11 protein-coding genes and 2 pseudogenes are annotated in these 17,505 nt (G+C 67.6%); 5 read left to right on the top strand and 8 right to left on the bottom strand.

Features of this window, described 5'->3' with window-relative positions:
- Positions 1–46 precede the first annotated feature (46 nt).
- A complete protein-coding gene (locus FAB82_RS17805) occupies positions 47–1,156 on the bottom strand; it encodes a substrate-binding domain-containing protein (protein ID WP_136535889.1) in 1,110 nt (369 codons plus the stop codon).
- A gap of 319 nt (positions 1,157–1,475) precedes the next feature.
- Here FAB82_RS17805 and FAB82_RS17800 point away from each other — a divergent pair, with 319 nt between their 5' ends.
- The 3 genes from FAB82_RS17800 (at position 1,476) to FAB82_RS17790 (ending at position 5,963) form a co-directional block, all read left to right on the top strand.
- On the top strand, positions 1,476–2,438 hold the full coding sequence (locus FAB82_RS17800; RefSeq protein WP_136535888.1) for an MBL fold metallo-hydrolase: 963 nt from the start codon (positions 1,476–1,478) through the stop codon (positions 2,436–2,438).
- Between the two features lie 122 nt (positions 2,439–2,560).
- Positions 2,561–4,537, top strand: coding sequence for a vWA domain-containing protein (locus FAB82_RS17795; protein WP_168801659.1), 1,977 nt, complete (start codon positions 2,561–2,563; stop codon positions 4,535–4,537).
- A gap of 1 nt (position 4,538) precedes the next feature.
- Positions 4,539–5,963 carry an extracellular solute-binding protein gene (locus FAB82_RS17790; protein ID WP_136535886.1) on the top strand — a complete coding sequence of 475 codons (1,425 nt, stop codon included), beginning with the start codon at positions 4,539–4,541 and terminating at the stop codon, positions 5,961–5,963.
- Between the two features lie 63 nt (positions 5,964–6,026).
- Here the strand turns inward: FAB82_RS17790 and FAB82_RS17785 are convergent, their stop codons facing one another.
- Together FAB82_RS17785 and FAB82_RS17780 are read right to left on the bottom strand one after the other, a co-directional pair.
- The gene (locus tag FAB82_RS17785; protein WP_136535885.1) at positions 6,027–7,298 is read right to left on the bottom strand and encodes a vanadium-dependent haloperoxidase; all 1,272 of its coding nucleotides are present in this window, start codon (positions 7,296–7,298) and stop codon (positions 6,027–6,029) included.
- A 217-nt stretch (positions 7,299–7,515) separates the two neighbouring features.
- Positions 7,516–8,028 (bottom strand): MarR family winged helix-turn-helix transcriptional regulator, encoded by a 513-nt coding sequence (locus FAB82_RS17780; protein WP_136535884.1) that lies wholly within the window; start codon positions 8,026–8,028, stop codon positions 7,516–7,518.
- 134 nt (positions 8,029–8,162) lie between these two features.
- On the opposite strand from FAB82_RS17780, the gene FAB82_RS17775 reads away from it, so the two are divergent.
- On the top strand, positions 8,163–9,074 hold the full coding sequence (locus FAB82_RS17775; protein ID WP_136535883.1) for an EamA family transporter: 912 nt from the start codon (positions 8,163–8,165) through the stop codon (positions 9,072–9,074).
- A 284-nt stretch (positions 9,075–9,358) separates the two neighbouring features.
- On the opposite strand, the pseudogene FAB82_RS28645 reads toward FAB82_RS17775, so the two are convergent.
- From FAB82_RS28645 to FAB82_RS17750, 5 genes and pseudogenes are all read right to left on the bottom strand, one after another.
- Positions 9,359–9,496, bottom strand: a pseudogene (locus FAB82_RS28645) (HigA family addiction module antitoxin); the annotation flags it as partial.
- A 65-nt stretch (positions 9,497–9,561) separates the two neighbouring features.
- Entirely contained in the window at positions 9,562–10,371 is an 810-nt protein-coding gene (locus FAB82_RS17765; protein ID WP_136535882.1) for an ABC transporter permease, read from the bottom strand.
- Positions 10,368–11,357 carry an ATP-binding cassette domain-containing protein gene (locus FAB82_RS17760; RefSeq protein ID WP_136535881.1) on the bottom strand — a complete coding sequence of 330 codons (990 nt, stop codon included), beginning with the start codon at positions 11,355–11,357 and terminating at the stop codon, positions 10,368–10,370. The genes FAB82_RS17765 and FAB82_RS17760 overlap by 4 nt, the downstream gene beginning before the upstream one ends.
- A 164-nt stretch (positions 11,358–11,521) precedes the next feature.
- Positions 11,522–15,490, bottom strand: a complete 3,969-nt coding sequence (hrpA, locus tag FAB82_RS17755; RefSeq protein ID WP_136535880.1) for an ATP-dependent RNA helicase HrpA — start codon at positions 15,488–15,490, stop codon at positions 11,522–11,524.
- 118 nt (positions 15,491–15,608) lie between these two features.
- Positions 15,609–16,130 (bottom strand): hypothetical protein, encoded by a 522-nt coding sequence (locus FAB82_RS17750; protein ID WP_136535879.1) that lies wholly within the window; start codon positions 16,128–16,130, stop codon positions 15,609–15,611.
- Between the two features lie 145 nt (positions 16,131–16,275).
- Between FAB82_RS17750 and FAB82_RS17745 the strand changes: the two are divergent.
- Positions 16,276–17,489 (top strand): annotated as a pseudogene (locus tag FAB82_RS17745) (RNA-guided endonuclease InsQ/TnpB family protein); the annotation flags it as partial.
- Between the last annotated feature and the right edge of the window lie 16 nt (positions 17,490–17,505).

Here is a 17,505-nt window from a genome sequence, read left to right as displayed (position 1 = left end):
CGAATCGACACCTCGGCGGATGCTGCTTCAGATTTTATTCCGCGGGCTAGAACTCCAGGTCTTCTTCGGCGTTGTCGATCTCCTCCGCGGTCAAGTACTCGCTGTCGATCAGGATCTCCACGTAGTTGGACGCGTCCACGTTGACGGGTTCGAGCAGGTACGCGGGCACGTGCTTGAAGCCGTTCTCATAGGTGCCCAGGTCGTTGACCTCGGGGGTGCGGCCGGCGACGATCGCCTCGACCATCGAAACAGCGATGTCGGCGAGGTCGCGGGTGTCCTTGAAGACGGTCTGGGTCTGACCGTTCCCTTCCTTGATGGCCCTGACGGAGCGGGCCTCGGCGTCCTGGCCGGTCACGATCGGGAAGTCGTCGGCGCCGGGGTTGTAACCGCCTTCTTTGAGGGCCGCGACAATACCGCGGCTGATGCCGTCGTACGGCGAGAGGACGGCGTGGAGGGGGTCGTCCTCGTAGTACGTCTCCAGCAGCTCGGTCATGCGATCCATGGCGACGACGCCGTTCCAGTCCTTGGTCGCGGTGACGTCCTGCTCGGTCTGGCCCGAGAGGATCCGGATCTTGTCCTCGTAGATGTAGCGCTCCAGGGTGTCGAGGCCGCCCTGGAAGAAGTACTCGGAGTTGGAGTCGGTCAGGGAGCCGGAGAACAGCTCGATATTGAACGGGCCGTCCTGGTTCTCCAGGTCGAGCTTCTTGATGATGTGCTCGGCTTGGAGCACGCCGACCTGGTTGTTGTCGAACGAGGCGTAGTAGTCGACGTCGGGGGTTTCCAGGATCAGGCGGTCGTAGGCGATGATGTAGACGCCCTGGTTCTTGGCCTGGAGCAGGACTTGGCCGAGCGAGGTGTTGTCGACGGCGCCGATGATGAGGAACTCGGCGCCCTGATCGACCATCGACTGGATCTGTGCGATCTGGTCATCGGCATTGTTCTCGGCGTATTCCAGGACCGTCTGGTAGCCCTTGTCCTTGAGCAGCTGCTCCATCACCTCGCCCTCGATGACCCAGCGGTCGGAGTCGGTGGCGGGCATGGCGATCCCGGTGAAGCCGGAGAGCTGGACCGAATCCTCGCCCGCCGAGCATCCGGCCAGCGAGACGGCTGCGACACCTGCCGATCCAGACAGCAGGCCGCGGCGACTGAGGTGCATGGGGGAGGTACTCCTTCGTACGCGGGGCGGGGCGACATTTCACCCCGAAACTTACACGAGCCAAATTCTCAATAAGTTTCACATTCCGTAATGGAACTGTGTCCTATCTGGCTGACAAACGGGGACATACCCGCCTGCTAAGCGCCGGAATGAAACTCACCATGCGACGGTAGAAGGTCTCGAACGCCTGGTCGACACGACCCTCCCCCGAAGCGAGGTCCGTCGCCCCCGTTTTGGCCCGTTTCCTATAGGATATACCGTTCTCCACGAGGGCCATCGCTCCCGGAGGAGCCTGTCCGCGACCGCATACCATTGCGGCATGGGCGATCGGTGGCTTGAAGTGGCGGAGCGGGTGTGGGTGCGCCGCTGCGAGGAATTGGACCTCTCGCTGGGTCTGGTCGTCGGCGACGACGGCTGCCTGGTCATCGACACGGGCGTGGACGCCGACCACGGCTTCGAATTCGCCACCGCGATCCGCGAACTGACCGACAAACCGTGGCAGATCGCCTACACGCACGATCACTTCGACCACTGGTTCGGGACGCAGGCGTTCGGGGAGTCGGCGATCTGGGCGGTGGCCGATGGGGCCAACTACCTCGCCATCGGGGACGACCAGCGCAAGAAATGGGCCGCGAAGTACCGGCGGGACCGCCGCGAGGAGGCCGCGCGGCGCATCGGGCGCTCCCGCCTGGTGCCGCCCAACTGCGCCGTGCGCGGCGCGATCGGCCTGAACCTCGGCGGGCGCACCGTGGTGCTGCGCCAGGTCGGCCTGGCGCACAGCGACAACGACATGGTCGTGGAGATCCCTGACGCGGGCGTGCTGTTCGCGGGCGACCTGTTGGAGAACGGCGCGCCGCCGAACTACGACGCCGCGTTTCCCTACCACTGGCCGCAGAACGTCGAATACCTGCTGAGCTGGAAGCCGACCATCGTCGTCCCAGGCCACGGCGACCCCGTCGACTACTGGTGGGCCCGCACCCAGACCCGGGACCTCGCCGAGGTCGCCCGGCTCTGCAACGAGGTGGCCCTGGGCCACGTCTCGGAGCAGGAGGCGAAGGACCACAATCCCTTCAGCGCCGCCACCATGGAGACGGCGCTCCAGCGAAGCCGCCTCCTGGCGCCTCCTCCCCCGCCCGCGCCGATCCCCGAGCCGCCGGCACCGAGCCCGGCCTCGGCCGAGCAGAGCCGCATGGGCAATCCCGCCTTCGACCAAGCACCGTGGGCGCCGGTCATCATCTACGACGTCTTCGACTACAACATCGATCTCACCCAAGGACTCTGAGCATTCCGCCCCGATAGACCGAAATGGACGGACCCGGCGCGGGCCGACTTGCGGCATAATGAATTCGTTCGATGTCCCGACGATTCGAACGGCACCGCCGCCACCCCTGTTCGGAGGCACCATTGTCCACCGACGCGCCCGAGGAACCCGAGCCACCCGCATCGCCCGCTGCCCCCGAAGCCGCCGGTCCGCGTGAGCTCCAAGGAGTCAGCAACCGCGCCCTGAGCATCCTCACCGCCGCGGCCGGCTTCCTCTGCGCGGCGCTGGCCGCGATCGGCGAGATCGCCACCGGAGCCGTCCGGACTGCGGCGTTCGCCGCGGCGATCGTGATCGCCCTCGGCTTCGCCGGCTGGCTCCTGTACCAGCTCCGGCCCTCGCGGACCACCGACCGCAGGACGCGGATGCGCCGGATCGCCGCCGTGCTCGTCCCGATCCTGGTCGTCACCGCCGCGTCCGTGCCGGTCTTCCACTGGGTCGACCGCACGCCGGACTGCCAGGACCCGATTGAACTCACCGTCCTGGTCCCTGAGGACGGCGCGTACGGGTTCGAGCAGGCCATCGCCGACTTCAACGGCTCCGACACCACAGGCTCCGATTGCAGGCGAGCCAATATCACCACCTATTCCGCGCCCTGGCCCCAGGTGTGGAAGGCCTTCGAGGCCGGTTGGGCGCCGGTCGATTCGGACGAGGGCCCGGCGGACTTCGACCCGCTCCGCGATGTCGGACCCGAGCCCGACCTGTGGGTGGCCGAGTCCCAGACCCAGGTCGAACTCGCGGGCCAGGCCATGGTCGCCGCGGGCGGCGACCGGGTCATCGAGCCCGACTCGTCGCGGCCGCTCGGATGGACGCCGCTGGTCATGGCCGTGCCGGGCCCGGTCTTCGAGTCCGAATACGAGGATGAGCAGCGGTCGGTCCTGCCGTTGGGCGACCTCGCGCGGGAGCTGCGCGATGAGCTGGGAATGCTCAGGTCGGACCCGACGGTCTCCTACACCGCCCTGACCGCATTGCGGTCGCTCTATGACGAACGCGCGACGACCAGCGGCACCGAGGTGGAGAAACTCCTGGCCAGCTCGGTGGCGCAGACCGGGCTCGCCATTCCCGGCTCGGACACCGATCTGATGTGCGACATGGCCCTTCGCGAACCGGAGGCGGCCCTGATCACCACCGAGCGGGCGCTGTCCAGCTACAACCGGGGCGAGCCCCTCGGAGCGAACTGCCCGCTCGAGGACACGGGCCGCGCGGCGCTGTCGCCGGTCTACCTCCAAGGCGCCGGCGGCCTGGACTACCAGGCCGTCCGGCCCGGCTGGGGCGATCCGGGGGAAGCGGAACGCGCCGAGGTCGCCGACGCGTTGTCGACCTGGCTGGCCGGGGACGAAACCTCTCCGCTGGAGGCCTTCGGCATCCGCGGCAATGAGCACAACGGCGGTGTGCTCGGCGGCGACATCGAGTTCGACCTGGAGTTCGAGGACGACACCGAACCGCTCGCGACCGATGAGCCCGACGCGCTGCTCGAGCAGTACGGCGACAACCGCGTCCCGACCAATGTCCTGCTCGCCATCGACCACTCGCAGTCGATGGACGTCGTGGACGGCCAGGAGCGCAGCCGCTTCGACCTGGCCGTCGAAGGGGTCCGGACGGCGCTGGGCCGCCTCGATCCCAAGGACCGCGCCGGCATGTGGACGTTCCCGGCCGAGGGCGGGGACACCTATGTGGAGGTGCTCGGCATCGCGGAGGGACGCAGCCCGGACGACGCCGACCTCCTCTACGAACGGCCAGCGGTCACCGGCATCGACCTCAACCGAACGATCGTGGACGGCGTCGACGCGGTCGAGGCCGCCTCGGAGGAGGACGACGTGAAGGCGATGGTGGTGCTCACCGACGGCGCCGACGAGGACTCCTCCTCGACCAGCGCGGCGGAGGTCGGCGACTACGTGGCCAACTCCGAGGTCTCGGTCTACGTCATCGCCGTCGGCGAGGCCTCCTGCCGGTCCAAGCAGTTCACCGAGATGACCGCGGACTCGCGCATCACCTGCCTGGAAGCGGACGAGGACCAGATCAGGTCGACATTCGACAGCCTCTTCCACCGGCTTTGGAGTTGAGATGAGCCGCAAGGAGAACCACCCGCTGCTCCGGCCCGGACCGTCCCGTCGGCGACTGCTGCTCGGCGGCGCCGGGGCCGGGTTCCTGTCCGCGACCGGCGGGTGCGTCCCGTTCGGCGACGACGAATGGGAGGTCACCGAGGACGACCCGCTCAAGGTCTACAGCGGCCGGGACGACAGCACCGGCGGCCAGCGCCGGCTGCTCATCGAGGCCTGGAACGCCGAGCACCCCAAATACACGGCGCAGCTGATCGAGCTCCCGGGCGTCGCCGATCTCCAGTACAGCGCGATGCACGCGGCGCTCCAGTCCGAGGATCCGGGCGTCGACATCGTCAATCTCGATCTGCCGTGGATCGCCGAGTTCGCCAAGCAGGGCTACCTGCACCGGCTGGAGGAGGCCGAGGACAGCGGGTTCATCGATCGGCCGTTCGCGGCCGGGCGCGTCGACGGCGACGTGTACGCACTGCCGTTCAACGCCGATGTCGGGATGCTCTACTACCGCGAGCTCTTCGTCTCCCCCGACCAGATCGGTTCCATCACCGGTTGGGACTCGCTGCGGAGCGTCATCGCCGATGTCCTGGACGGTCAGGGCGAGTTCCTCGGCGAGGGCGATGCCCCGTTCGAGGCCGGGATAGCGATGCAGTTGGCGTCCTATGAGGGCTTCACGGTCAACGTGTGGGAGTACTTGCTGGCCAATGGCATCGATGCCGATCCGGAGGACGGGTCCATCGATTTCGGCCCGGGTTCGGATGCCGTGGTGCTGCTCGAGGAGCTCTCCGGCTCGCTGGAGTCGCGCGACGGCCGCGTCCCGGACATCCTGCCGGCGTCGCTCCAGTGCCAGGAGGACGCCTCGCTCGCGGCGTTCCAGGAGGGCAGGACGCCGTTCCTGCGGCATTGGCCGCGGGCGTTCCGGCAGCTCCAGAACTGCGACCAGGGCTTCCAGGTCGGCGTGGTCCCGATGCCGGGCGGCGTGCTCGGCGGGCAGAGCCTGGCCATCAGCGAGTTCTCCGAGCGCAAGCACACCGCGCGGGCGCTCATCGACTTCCTGACGAGCGGTTCGAGCCAGCAGCAGCTGTTCGACTCGGGCGGGTTCGCCTCGGTCCGCACCGAGTCGTATTACGACTCCATCGCCTTCATCGAGGATTACCAGCGACGCCACGGCAATGACCTGCCGGCGAACCAGATCTGCACCGACGGGGCGGACGACGTGCCGAGGCTGGAGGCCGAGCAGCTGCTCAGGGCGCTGGAGGGCGATGAGCGGTTGGGGACGCCGGGCATTCGTCCGGAGTACGAGCGGTACACCGGGTTCAGCAAGGCGTTCCAAGCTGCGCTCCACGGCCCGCTCGCGAACGGCGCCCGCCCCGACCTGGACGGGCTCGGCGCGGCGCTGGGGGCGGCCATCGAGGGCAAGGTGGCGGACGAGTGAGCGGTGCGGACGTATCGGCGGCAGGGGCCAGTGGCCCCCGCCGCCGCTCTCTGTACCTTTTTCCTAGGCGCGCAGGTGGTTGGCGAAGACGTGCTCGCCGACCCGGGCGCCCAGCTTGTTCCCGGCGTCCCCGTCGAACTGGTAGTGGACGCCGAGGAAGACGCGGCTGCGGGCGTTCTCTTCCGCTGCGGCGGTGAACGACTCGAAGTCGCGGGTCTCGCCGTTCCCTGAGTGCGGGTCCTCGGTGCCGACGGTGAAGGGCACGTTGTCGGCGTCGAAGAACAGGCGCAGCACCGCCGCCCAGGCGCCGCCGAACGTGGCGTGGCCGGAGACGTAGGCGGGGAAGTTCGGGGAGAACGGCTCGCCCTTGCGGTCCTGCGACAGCGGCACCCAGCCGTGGTCGGGGTTGGTGTCGGGCCGGCCGTCGCGGTCGGCGTATCGGATGGCCTGCTCGGGACGCCACAGGTCGATATTGCTGAGGTACTTGGAGTCCCATGCGGCGATGCCCGCGTCGGCCAAGGCCAGGCCGAGGAGTCCGAAGAGTCGGACGTTCTGCTCCACGCCCAGGCCGGCCTCGATCGACAGGCGCTTGGTGGCGTCGAACAGCTGCCCGGGCGGCTTGTAGGTGCCGTCGAGGTCGTTGGCCCAGAAGAAGCCGATCCGGGTCTCTGCCCTGGTGCGGGCGCGGGAGTCCTTCTCGCCGAGGGCGCGGACCTCTTCGAGCTGGCGCTCGTACAGCGGGGACGCCAGCAGTCGCGCGTAGTCGGGGCAGTCGTCCGGCGGTGAGGGCCGGAACTGGCCACCGTGCTTGAGCGTGAAGGGGGCGACCTTGCCCCACTGCGGGGTCGCGGCCGCGCCCGAGGCGGTGGGGCGCCAGGCGCCGGGGACGAGTTCGGACTCGTAGGAGTCGTCGCCGTTCGCGCCGTCTGATGCGCGGGCCGCCACGATCGCCTCGGCGACGGCCTCGCCGATGCGGGCGCCCCGGATGAGCTGGATCGGGGTGTACTCGCCCTTGAACCGGGAGACGGCCTCGTCGAGCGCGGTGCCGTAGTCGCGTCCGGAGTAGACGGAGCGAAGGACCTCATAGGCGGCGTAGCTCAGGGCCGCTTCGAGGGCCGGCGGGTTCTCGTCGTCGGGCAGCTCGGGAGTCTGCGACTGGTAGGGGGTTCCCTTGCGGGAGACCGATACGAGTGCGTCCCATTGGGCCGCATGGAGCATTGCCCCGGACCGGGCGAGCGGACCTGGCGCTCCACCCACTTCCCTATAGGTTTCCAATAGCGTATCGTTCCAGTACAGGACTGGATCGAAGGCCGTACGGCCTCGGTTCTCGGTCATAGCCTGTCCCTCGCTTTACAGCAGATAGGTGCGTGGCATGAGCCCTGGCAGTGAATGGGAATGCGCGGCTAGGGCCATGCGCGTTTTGTCCGAGTAGGACTGTCCTAATGAACTCCCAAGCGGGTAGGACCGCTGAGGTGTCTTGTGATTTGGGTTCCGCACCCCAGTATATGGGCGCGACGCAAAACGGTGGGGTCCGCGAAAAGCTGAAACCCGACTAGCCGAACGGCTGATCCTCGAATCCGGCGTGGAGCTTCCGCAGGAGAGCGCCGAGATCCTTGCGCTCCTTGGCATCGAGTTCCGAGAGCGCATCCTCCAAGATCACCAGTTCGGCCCGCAGCGCACCTTCGACGGCTTCGCGTCCCGCTTCCGTGAGCCGGATCTTCAGTCCCCTGCGATCGCTGGGATCGGGAAGGCGTTCGACGAACCCTGCCGATTCGAGCTTGTCGAGCCGCCCGGTGAGTCCGCCGGAGCTGAGCATGAGACTCGCGCCGATCTGCTTGGGCGAGAGCGTGAACGGCTCGCCGGAACGACGCAGACTGGCGAGGACGTCGAACTCGTTGCGCCCGATGCCGAACTCGGCGAACGCCGCGTGGTTGCGGTCGCCGACCTTTCTCGAGACGCGGTGGATGCGCCCGAAGGCGGCCATCGCGTCGAGTTCGAGGTCGGGCATCTCCCGGCGCCACTGCGCGACGATGCGGTCCACGGCGTCCTCATTCATAGCTGACATTCTGTCCCACCTGCCCGAACACCGAGGAGGTACCTCGGAGTGATCTAACTCAACCTCAAGAATCTTGACCAATACTAGCTTGAATCTAAGCTACTTTTATACAAGCTACTTCAAGGAACTTCAAGGAGCCCCCGATGAACCGCAGCACCAAGGACATCCTGCTGACCGCCCTCGCACCGGTCATGTGGGGCACCACCTACCTCGTGACCACCGAGTTCCTCCCGGCGGACCGCCCCTTCCTCACCGCCCTGCTCCGAGCCCTCCCCGCAGGCCTCCTCCTGATCCTCCTGTCACGAAGGCTCCCAAGAGGATCCTGGTGGTGGAAGTCGGCGGTGATCGGCACCTTGAACATCGCCGTGTTCTTCGCGCTGCTGTTCATCGCCACCTACCGCCTCCCCGGTGGCGTCGCCGCCGTCGCGGCCGCGATCGGGCCCCTGGCCACGACCGCCGCGAGCATCGTCATCCTCAGGGCGAAGGTCCGGCTGCGGAACTGGCTGCTCGGCTTCGCCGGCGTCGCGGGGGTGGCGATGGTCGCCCTCACCGCCGAGGCGCGGCTCGACCTGATCGGCGTCCTCGCGGGCGTCGGCGGCGCGATCTCGATGGCCGTCGCCGTGGTCCTCACCAAGCGCTGGGGCAAACCCGACAATGCCGGACCGGCCGCGCTGGCCGGTTGGCAGTTGACCGCGGGCGGCCTGCTGCTCGTCCCCGTGGCCTTCGCGGTCGAAAGGGCGATCCCGAACCTGACGGGGCAGAACCTGGTCGGCTACGCCTACCTCGGCCTGATCAACACCGCGCTGGGCTACTGGCTGTGGTTCCGCGGCATCGGGCGGCTTTCAGTGGTCCCGATGAGCTTCCTGGGTCTGTTCTCCCCCTTGACCGCCGCCTTCCTCGGCTGGCTGGTCCTGGGTCAGACCTTCACGGCCTGGCAGACCGCGGGCTTCGCGGTGGCCCTGGGCGCCATGATCATCAGCCAGCTCGGCAATCGGCCGAAGACCCCGGCCGCCCCGCTGGCCCCGCTCAAGACGCTCGAACCGGCCCGCGTCTGATCGACGATCGCGGAGGGCTACCTGTAGTCCAAGCCCTCCGCGATCTCCAGCGATTCTGCGGTACAAGCGGAGATCGGTTCAGGCGGCTTTCCGAAGGATCTGGGCATCGTCCAGGGACGCTCGGTCCCTTCCTCGTAGCGCCCCACCGCTTCCAGCATTGCTTTGCGCGCCTCACTCCAGGGTATTGGAACTGCGGCGCCTGGGATTTCGTCCTTGCGGGGCATGAATTGTTCCCTCCGAATCAATTTCGGCTAGGCAGCAGCGTAGGGCTTGATCCGCCGTAGCTATCCAGCGAGCCGGTCTCGTTCGATTTCAAGGTCGTAGCGGTTCTGGAGGTTCGTCCAGAACCGATCGGATGTTCCGAAATACCGTGCTAGACGCAGCGCGGTGTCGGCACTGATGCGTCGCTTGCCGTGGACGATAATGCTGTGCTGTCAATAACGCATGACGTTATTAACGCCAAGCGTCATGATCGGCGTGTTGAGGGTCAGACCATTTTCCTCTTGTAGGCGGCCATCGCCACCGGGGCGGTGACCACCAGGATCGCCGCCGCCCAGACCGCCGTCCACATGAGCGGGGAGGCGATCGGGCCGTTGGAGAGCAGGCCCCTCATGACGTCGGCCAGGTGCGTGACCGGGTTGACCTTGGCCCAGGCCTGCATGAAGCCCGGCATCGTGTTGATGTCGACGAAGGCGCTGGAGGTGAAGGTCAGCGGCATGATAATCACGAACGCGTAGATCTGGACCTTCTCCTCCGAGTCCGCCACCACGCCCATGAGGACCGAGACCCACGAGATCGCGAGCGCGAAGAACACGAGCACGACCGCCGCGAGGACTGCCCCGGCGACACTGCGGAGTTCGAAACCCATGAGCAGGCCGAGCCCGAGCATGATCACGATGGACCAGACCTGCTTGAACATGTCGGCGAAGATTTTTCCGGCCAGGGGCGCGGAGCGGGCGATCGGCAACGACCGGAAGCGGTCGTAGACGCCCTTGCGCAGGTCGGCATTGATGCCGGTGCCGGTGTACATGGTCAGGAAGATCGCGTTCTGGGCGATGAGCCCGCCGAGGACGTACTGCAGATAGTCCGAGGTGGAGCCGGCCATCTGGCCGCCGAAGACGTAGACGAACAGCAGCAGGAACATGATCGGGCTCAGCGAGAGGTCGACGAGCTCGAACGGGTTGTGCTTGATGCGGACCATCTGCCGCCAGGCCATACTCAGCGTCTGGCGGACGGTGTCGACCGGGTTCGGGCGGCCGGTGGTCTCGATATCGATGTCGATCGTCGCGGCGGTCATTGTGACACCTCGGGTTCGGTCTCGGTCGGGTCGGTTTCATCGTCGGTCTCGGCGCGGTGCCCGGTGAGAGTCAGGAAGACCTCGTCCAGGCTGGAGAGTCCGAGGTGGAAGTCGGTGAGGGTGATGCCCCGTTCGCGCAGGTCGGCGGCAAGGGAGGGCATGACCCCGTCATCGTTGACGCCGATGGTGATCGCTCCCGCCTCGACCAGCGGGTCGAGTTCGGGGAAGCGGGCGGCGACGAGGCCGCTGACGGTCTCGAGCTGGGCGGGGTCCTCGGGCTGGATGCGGAGGGTCTGCCCGCCGATCTTGGACTTGAGCTGGTTGGGGGTGCCGGTGGCGATGACCTTGCCGCGGTCGATCACAACGATGTCGTCGGCCAGCTGGTCGGCCTCCTCCAGGTACTGGGTGGTGAGCAGGACGGTGGTTCCGTCGGCCACGAGGGTGCGCACCAGGTCCCACAGCTCGCCGCGGGCGCGGGGGTCCAGTCCCGTCGTCGGTTCGTCCAGGAACAGGATCTTGGGTCGGCCGACGAGGCTCGCGGCGAGGTCGAGGCGCCGCCGCATGCCGCCGGAGTAGGCCTTCGCGGCCTTGTCGCCGGCGTCGGAGAGGTCGAACTGGGCCAGCAGTTCGCGGGCCCGCTCGCGCGCGGCGCGGCGCGGAACGCCGAGCAGGCGGCCGATGAACAGCAGGTTCTCCTCGCCGGTGAGCAGTTCGTCCACGCCCGCGAACTGGCCGGTGAGGCCGATGAGGGAACGCACCCGGGCGGCGTCGTGCACGATGTCGTGGCCGCCGACGCTGGCGGTTCCCGCGGTGGGTTGGGAGAGGGTGGCCAGCATCCTGACGATGGTGGTCTTTCCAGCCCCATTGGGGCCGAGCACACCGAGCACCGAACCGGTGCGTGCGGTCAGGTCGACGTTGTCGACGGCGACCAGGTCGCCGAAGCGCTTCGTCAGCCCCTCGGTTTCGATGGCGTTGTCTTGCGACACGAGGTCCTCCTAAATAGGTCCTCTCCGATCATGCAACGCCGGTCCGACAAGATCGATCGGTTTTGGGATGAGCTCGGCGCGCGGGGCGGACCTGGCGTCGATCCTATGGGCGATCGGCGCGCCTCGGGGCCCGCATTTCGTGTCGGATCATCCGGGCAGGTGCGTTACAGCGACTGCAGGAGCCTGCGGACCCGCTTCTCGCTCACCTGGTAGCGGGTGCCGAGCTGCTGCGCGAAGAAGCTGATGCGCAGCTCCTCGAGCATCCAGCGCAGCTCGCGGCCCTCGCCCGAGCGCAGGGCCGTGGGCCGGGTGCGGGCGAGGGAGTCGCGTTCGGCCTCCAGGCCGCGCACCAGGTCCATCTTCGCCTTGTCCCCCGCCGGGTCGGTCACGACGCGCTTCGCGCGGTAGACGATGCCCTTGAGGTATCGGTGCAGGTCGTCCAGGCGCCACCAGCCGGTCGCGCCGATGAAGCCGTCATTGCCGACGAGGCCGTCGAGCTGGGCGCGCATGTCGCTCATGGCCGGCAGCATCGAGAAGTCGAACTTGCCTTCGAGGAGGCGCGAGGCCGCCCGGGCCTCGGTCAGGATCGCGGCGGCCTTGCGCGCCACCGCGGCCGACTCTCCCGCGACCTCGGGACGGGCGCGTTTGAGCAGCGCCTCGAAGCCGGCCTGGTCCCAGGCCGTTCCGCCGCCTTCGATGAGGACCTTGTCGAGCACGGTCCGAATGCAGTCGTCAAGCAGCGCACCGACATTGTCGTAGGGCCCGGTGGCCAGCGCGAGCTGCTCGTTCCGCGTCAGCGCCTCTTTGAGGTGCGGGTCGGGGACGTTCAGGCGGATGAGGCGGCGCGTGCCGGCCCACATGCCGGCCGCCTGGGAGGCGGGGTCGGGGAAGGCCTTGATGCCGACGGTCGTGCCCTCGTCCACCAGGGCCGGGTATGCCTTCGCGGTGTAGCCGCGCCGCGGGGTCTCCTGGAGCTTCGGCAGATCACCGAAGTCCCAAGTGGTCAGTCCTGTGCGTTCGAGTTCCGGGGCGGCCTCGGACGCGGCCTCGGCGGCCTTCGGCGCCAGCTGCCGCTGGAGCGCCCCCAGTTCCTTGCCCTGGGCCAGGACCGAGCCGTCCTCGTCCTTGATCTGGAAGGTGATGAGCAGGTGGCCGGGAATCTTGGTGAGGTCGAACGCGTCCTCGGGGACGTGGACGCCGGTCATGGTCCGCAGCGTCTCCGCCAGCGCGGCCGTCATCGGCCGCCCGTCCTCGGGTGACATGCGGGCGACGGCGGCCCGGGCGAAGTCCGGCGCGGGCACGAAGTTGCGGCGCAGGGACTTCGGGAGGCTCTTGAGCAGCGACTCGGCGAACTCGGCGCGCAGGCCCGGGACCTGCCAGGTGAAGGCGTCCTGGTCGAGCTGCTGGAGGGCCGGAAGTGGGACGCCGACGGTGACGCCGTCATTGGCCTTGCCCGGCTCGAACTCGTAGTCGAGTTCGAGGTCGACGCCCTCGGACGTCCACACCTCGGGGTAGTGCTCGGCGGCGACGTCGCCGGCGCGGTCGCCCAGCAGCAGTGCCTCGTCGAAGTCGAGCCGGTGCTTGTCCGGCTGCTTCTTCCACCAGGAGTCGAAGTGGCGGCCGGAGACGATGTCGGCGGGCAGGCGCTCGTCGTAGAAGTCGAACAGGGTCTGCTCGTCGGCCAGCAGGCCGCGCTGCCGCACCCGGTTCTCCAGGTCCTCGACCTCGCCGATCTTGTCGCGGTTGCGCTGGAAGAACGCGTGGTGGGTCTCCCACTCGCCCTGGACGAGGGCGTGGCGGATGAACAGCTCGCGGCTGGCGGCCGGGTCGATGCGGCCGAAATTGACCTGGCGGCGCGGCACGATCGGAACGCCGTAGAGCGTGACGCGCTCGAAGGCGAGGACGGCGCCGGACTTCTTGGACCAATGGGGTTCGGAGTAGGTGCGCTTGGTGAGGTGCTCGGCGAGCGGTTCGACCCATTCGGGTTCGATCTTGGCGCAGACGCGGCCCCACAGGCGGGAGGTCTCGACCAGCTCCCCGGCGACGACCCACCGCGGCTGCTTCTTGAACAATCCCGAACCGGGGAAGATCGCGAACTTGGCGTTTCGCCCGCCGAGGTATTCGCGCTTGTCGGCCTCTTTGACACCGATGTGGGACAGGAGCCCCGACAGCAGCGCGGTGTGGATGCGCTTGGTGTCCGGGGCCGGGTTGGTCGGATGTGTGGGGATCTTCAGGCTCTTGAGCACGGAGAGGATCTGGCGCACCAGGTCCTGCCACTCGCGGATGCGCAGGTAGTGCAGGTATTCCTGTTTGCACATGCGGCGGAAGGCGCTCGAGGAGCGGGAGCGCCGCTCGTCGTCGAGGTACTTCCACAGGTTGAGGTAGGCGGAGAAGTCCGATTCGGGGTCGTTGAAGCGGGCGTGGGCCTGGTCGGACTGGGCCTTCTTGTCGGCCGGACGCTCGCGCGGGTCCTGAATGGACAGGGCCGCGGTGATGACTGCGACCTCGTAGACGCAGCCCTCCTCGCGAGCCTGGAGGATCATTCGCGCCAGGCGCGGGTCGATCGGCAACCGCGCCAGGTCGCGGCCGGTCTGGGTGAGGCGCCGCTCGCCGCTTCGAATGTCTTCCAGCGCGCCGATCTCGACCAGCAGGTCCGTGCCGTCCTTGATATTGCGCTGGTCCGGGGCGTCCACGAACGGGAACGATTCGACCTTGCCGAGCTTCGCGGCGGTCATCTGGAGGATGACGCTGGCGAGGTTGGTGCGCAGGATCTCGGCGTCGGTGAACTCCGGCCGGGAAAGGTAGTCCTCTTCGGAGTAGAGGCGGATGCAGACGCCCTCGGCGACACGGCCGCAGCGCCCGGCCCGCTGGTTGGCGCTGGCCTGGCTGATCCGCTCGATCGGGAGGCGCTGGACCTTGGTGCGGGCCGAGTAGCGGGAGATGCGGGCGTTGCCGGCGTCGATGACGTAGCGGATGCCGGGCACCGTCAGGGACGTCTCGGCGACGTTGGTGGCCAAGACGATGCGCCTGCCGGTGTGGGAGGAGAACACGCGGTGCTGCTCGGCGGCGGAGAGCCGGGCGTAGAGCGGGACGATCTCGGTGTGCCGGAGCTTCGCCTTCTCCAGGGCGTCGGCGGTGTCGCGAATCTCCTGCTCGCCGGAGAGGAAGACGAGGATGTCGCCGTCGCCGACGCGGCCGAGCTCGCTGACGGCCTCCAAGATGCCGTCGGTCTGGTCGCGCTGGACCTCGTCCTCCAACAGGGGCCGGTAGCGAACTTCGACGGGGTAGGTGCGGCCGGAGACCTCGATGATCGGCGCCGGGTCCCCATCCGTACCGCTCTGCCCCTGCTTTTCGCCTCCGGCACTGAGCCCCTTCTTTTCGCCTCCAGCACTGAGCCCCTTTTCGCTTCCAGCGAAGTGCTTCGCGAACCGCTCGGGGTCGATGGTCGCGGAGGTGACGATGACCTTCAGGTCGGGCCGCTTGGAGAGGATCTGCCGCAGGCAGCCGAGGATGAAGTCGATATTGAGGCTGCGCTCGTGGGCCTCGTCGATGATGATCGTGTCGTAGGCGCTCAAGAGCCGGTCGCGCTGGATCTCGGTGAGCAGGATGCCGTCGGTCATGACCTTGATGAAGCTCGCGTCGGAGACCTGGTCGGTGAAGCGGACCTTCCAGCCGACGGCCTCGCCCAGCGGGGAACCGAGCTCCTCGGCAATGCGCTCCGCCACGGCGCGGGCGGCGATGCGGCGGGGCTGGGTATGCCCGATCATGCCCCGCACGCCCCGGCCGAGCTCGAGGCAGATCTTTGGAATCTGCGTGGTCTTGCCCGAGCCGGTCTCCCCCGCGATGATGACGACCTGGTTGTCGCGGATCGCCTCGAGCAGGTCCTCGCGCCGCTGCGAGACGGGCAGTTCCTCGGGATAGACGATCTTCGGGAGGCGGGCGGCGCGGGCCTTCAGAGCCTGCTCCTTCGCCTCCACGTCGGTTTCGAGCGCGGCGAAGGCCGCGGCGCGGGCCGGTCCATCGGCCTCGCGGGCCTCGCGAAGCTTGCGGCGCAGTGCACGCTGATCGGCCGTGCGCAGGGCGGATACGCGCTCGCGCAGGCTGGTCCGGGTGTTCGAGGTGCTCTCGGGCATGACGATCGCTAAGAATACTTGAGCATCCGCCTCGGGCGCCAACGCAATTACGGCAGGCGCGGACCGGACACGTCTCGGGGCACTACGTCGGGCCCGGGAAGCCGAAGGGAGGTGCAGTTCAGCCCGCGGCCAGGTCACCGCACAGGAGCCGATCCGAATCCAGGTGCTCGAAGTGCTCGTCGCTGCTCGGGGCGTGGACGACGATGCTCTCGGCGCGATCGTCCAGGACCAGCTCGGAGGTGGCCGTGGTGTTGCCCGCGCCGTTCTCACCGGTGGTGAAGGACATGCCGATCTCGTCAGAGGCCGTGGACCCGTTGGCGCCCGAGTATCCACCGCCCTCGGCGTCGGTCGACCAGTGTTCGCCACCGGGCGGATCGGCATCGCAGGCGGCGTCGTGGACGTGGAAGGTGTACTCGCTGTCGGCGGCCAGTCCCGTCACGGCGAGCTCGATGGTGGTGCCGTCGTCGGTCGAGACGTTCGCGGTCCCGGTACCGCGGGGGTAGGCCTCGGCCCATTCGTCCAGGACTTCGAGCGTGGCCGTGCCGGACCGGCCCAGGTCGGCATCGTCTTCGGCATCGGAGCCGCACGCAACCGTGGTCAGCAGGACGGCGACCGCGGCGGCAACGGGTGCGATTCTCATTGGATCTCCTTCATGGATACCTTGACCTTCAGGCCGAGGAGGTAATTGACTCTTGCGGAGCAGGTCAGGGGCGGGCGAACGCGACGCTTTCGCCGTCTGACCACCCCGGAGTCGCTCTTACAAAAATTTATTTAGAATGTGAGTCGTGAGTGTCCAAGCGCGCCACCGGGCTTACCGGTTCCGGTGCTACCCGACTCCCGTGCAGGCCGAGCAGCTGGCCCGCACGTTCGGGTGCGTGCGCCTGGTCTACAACAAAGCCCTCGACTATCGCCACAAGGCCTACTACCGCCGTAAGGAATCGATCGGCTACACGCAGACCTCGACCATGCTGACCAAGTGGAAGCGGCGCAAGGACCTGGCGTTCCTGAACGAGGTCTCCTCCGTCCCGCTCCAGCAGGCCCTGCGGCACCTCCAGAAGGGGTTCTCGGGGTTCTTCAAGGGCCACACCGAATACCCGAGCATGAAGAAGAAGCGGGTCCTGGCCGGGTCGGCCGAATACACTCGCTCGGCGTTCAAATGGTCGTGCGGGCAGCTCACCCTCGCGAAACAGCAAGAATCGCTGAAGATCCGCTGGTCGCGCCAACTTCCTGTCGAAGCAGTGCCGTCGACGGTGACCGTGACCCGCGACGCGGCCGGACGCTGGTTCGTGTCCCTCCTGGTCGAAGCAGACATTCCCGCCCTCCCCAAACGGGACGAGGCGGTCGGCATCGACGCCGGAATCACCAGCCTGCTCACACTCTCGACCGGCGAGAAGATCACCAACCCACGCCACGAACGCCGGGATCGCGACCGCATCACCAAGCGACAGCGTGAACTCTCGCGCAAACAGAAGGGCTCCGCCAACTTTCGCAAAGCCAAGGTGAAGCTCGCCCGCGCTCATGCGCGCGTGGCCGACCGGCGCGCCGACCACCTGCACAAACTCACGACCCGACTCATTCGCGAAAACCAAACGATCGCAGTCGAGGACCTGAACGTGCAAGGCATGCTGGCCAACCACACACTCGCGCGAGCGATCCAGGACGCCTCCTGGTCCACGTTCCGGCGCATGCTCGAATACAAAGCCGAATGGTACGGCCGCGACCTGATAGCGGTCGACCGGTTCCTGCCCTCGTCCAAGACCTGCTCGGCGTGCGGAACCCTGGTCGAAGCGATGCCACTCGGCCAACGGACCTTCACCTGCCCCGACCCGACTTGCGGGCACGGCGAAGACAGGGACGTCAACGCCGCCAAGAACATCCTCGCCGCCGGGCTGGCGGAGAGGCGAAACGCCTGCGGAGACGGTGTCAGACACGAACCCTCCTAGGGCGAGTGCAACTGTCGACGAAACAGGAAACCCGGCCGGTGACGGCTGGGCTCCCCTCCCGAAGGGAGGGGA

Origin of the sequence: Glycomyces buryatensis (assembly GCF_004912275.1) — a bacterium.
Lineage (GTDB): Bacteria > Actinomycetota > Actinomycetes > Mycobacteriales > Micromonosporaceae > Glycomyces > Glycomyces buryatensis.
The sequence above is the reverse complement of the archived record's forward strand: the minus strand, read 5'-3'. Positions and strand labels throughout refer to the sequence as shown.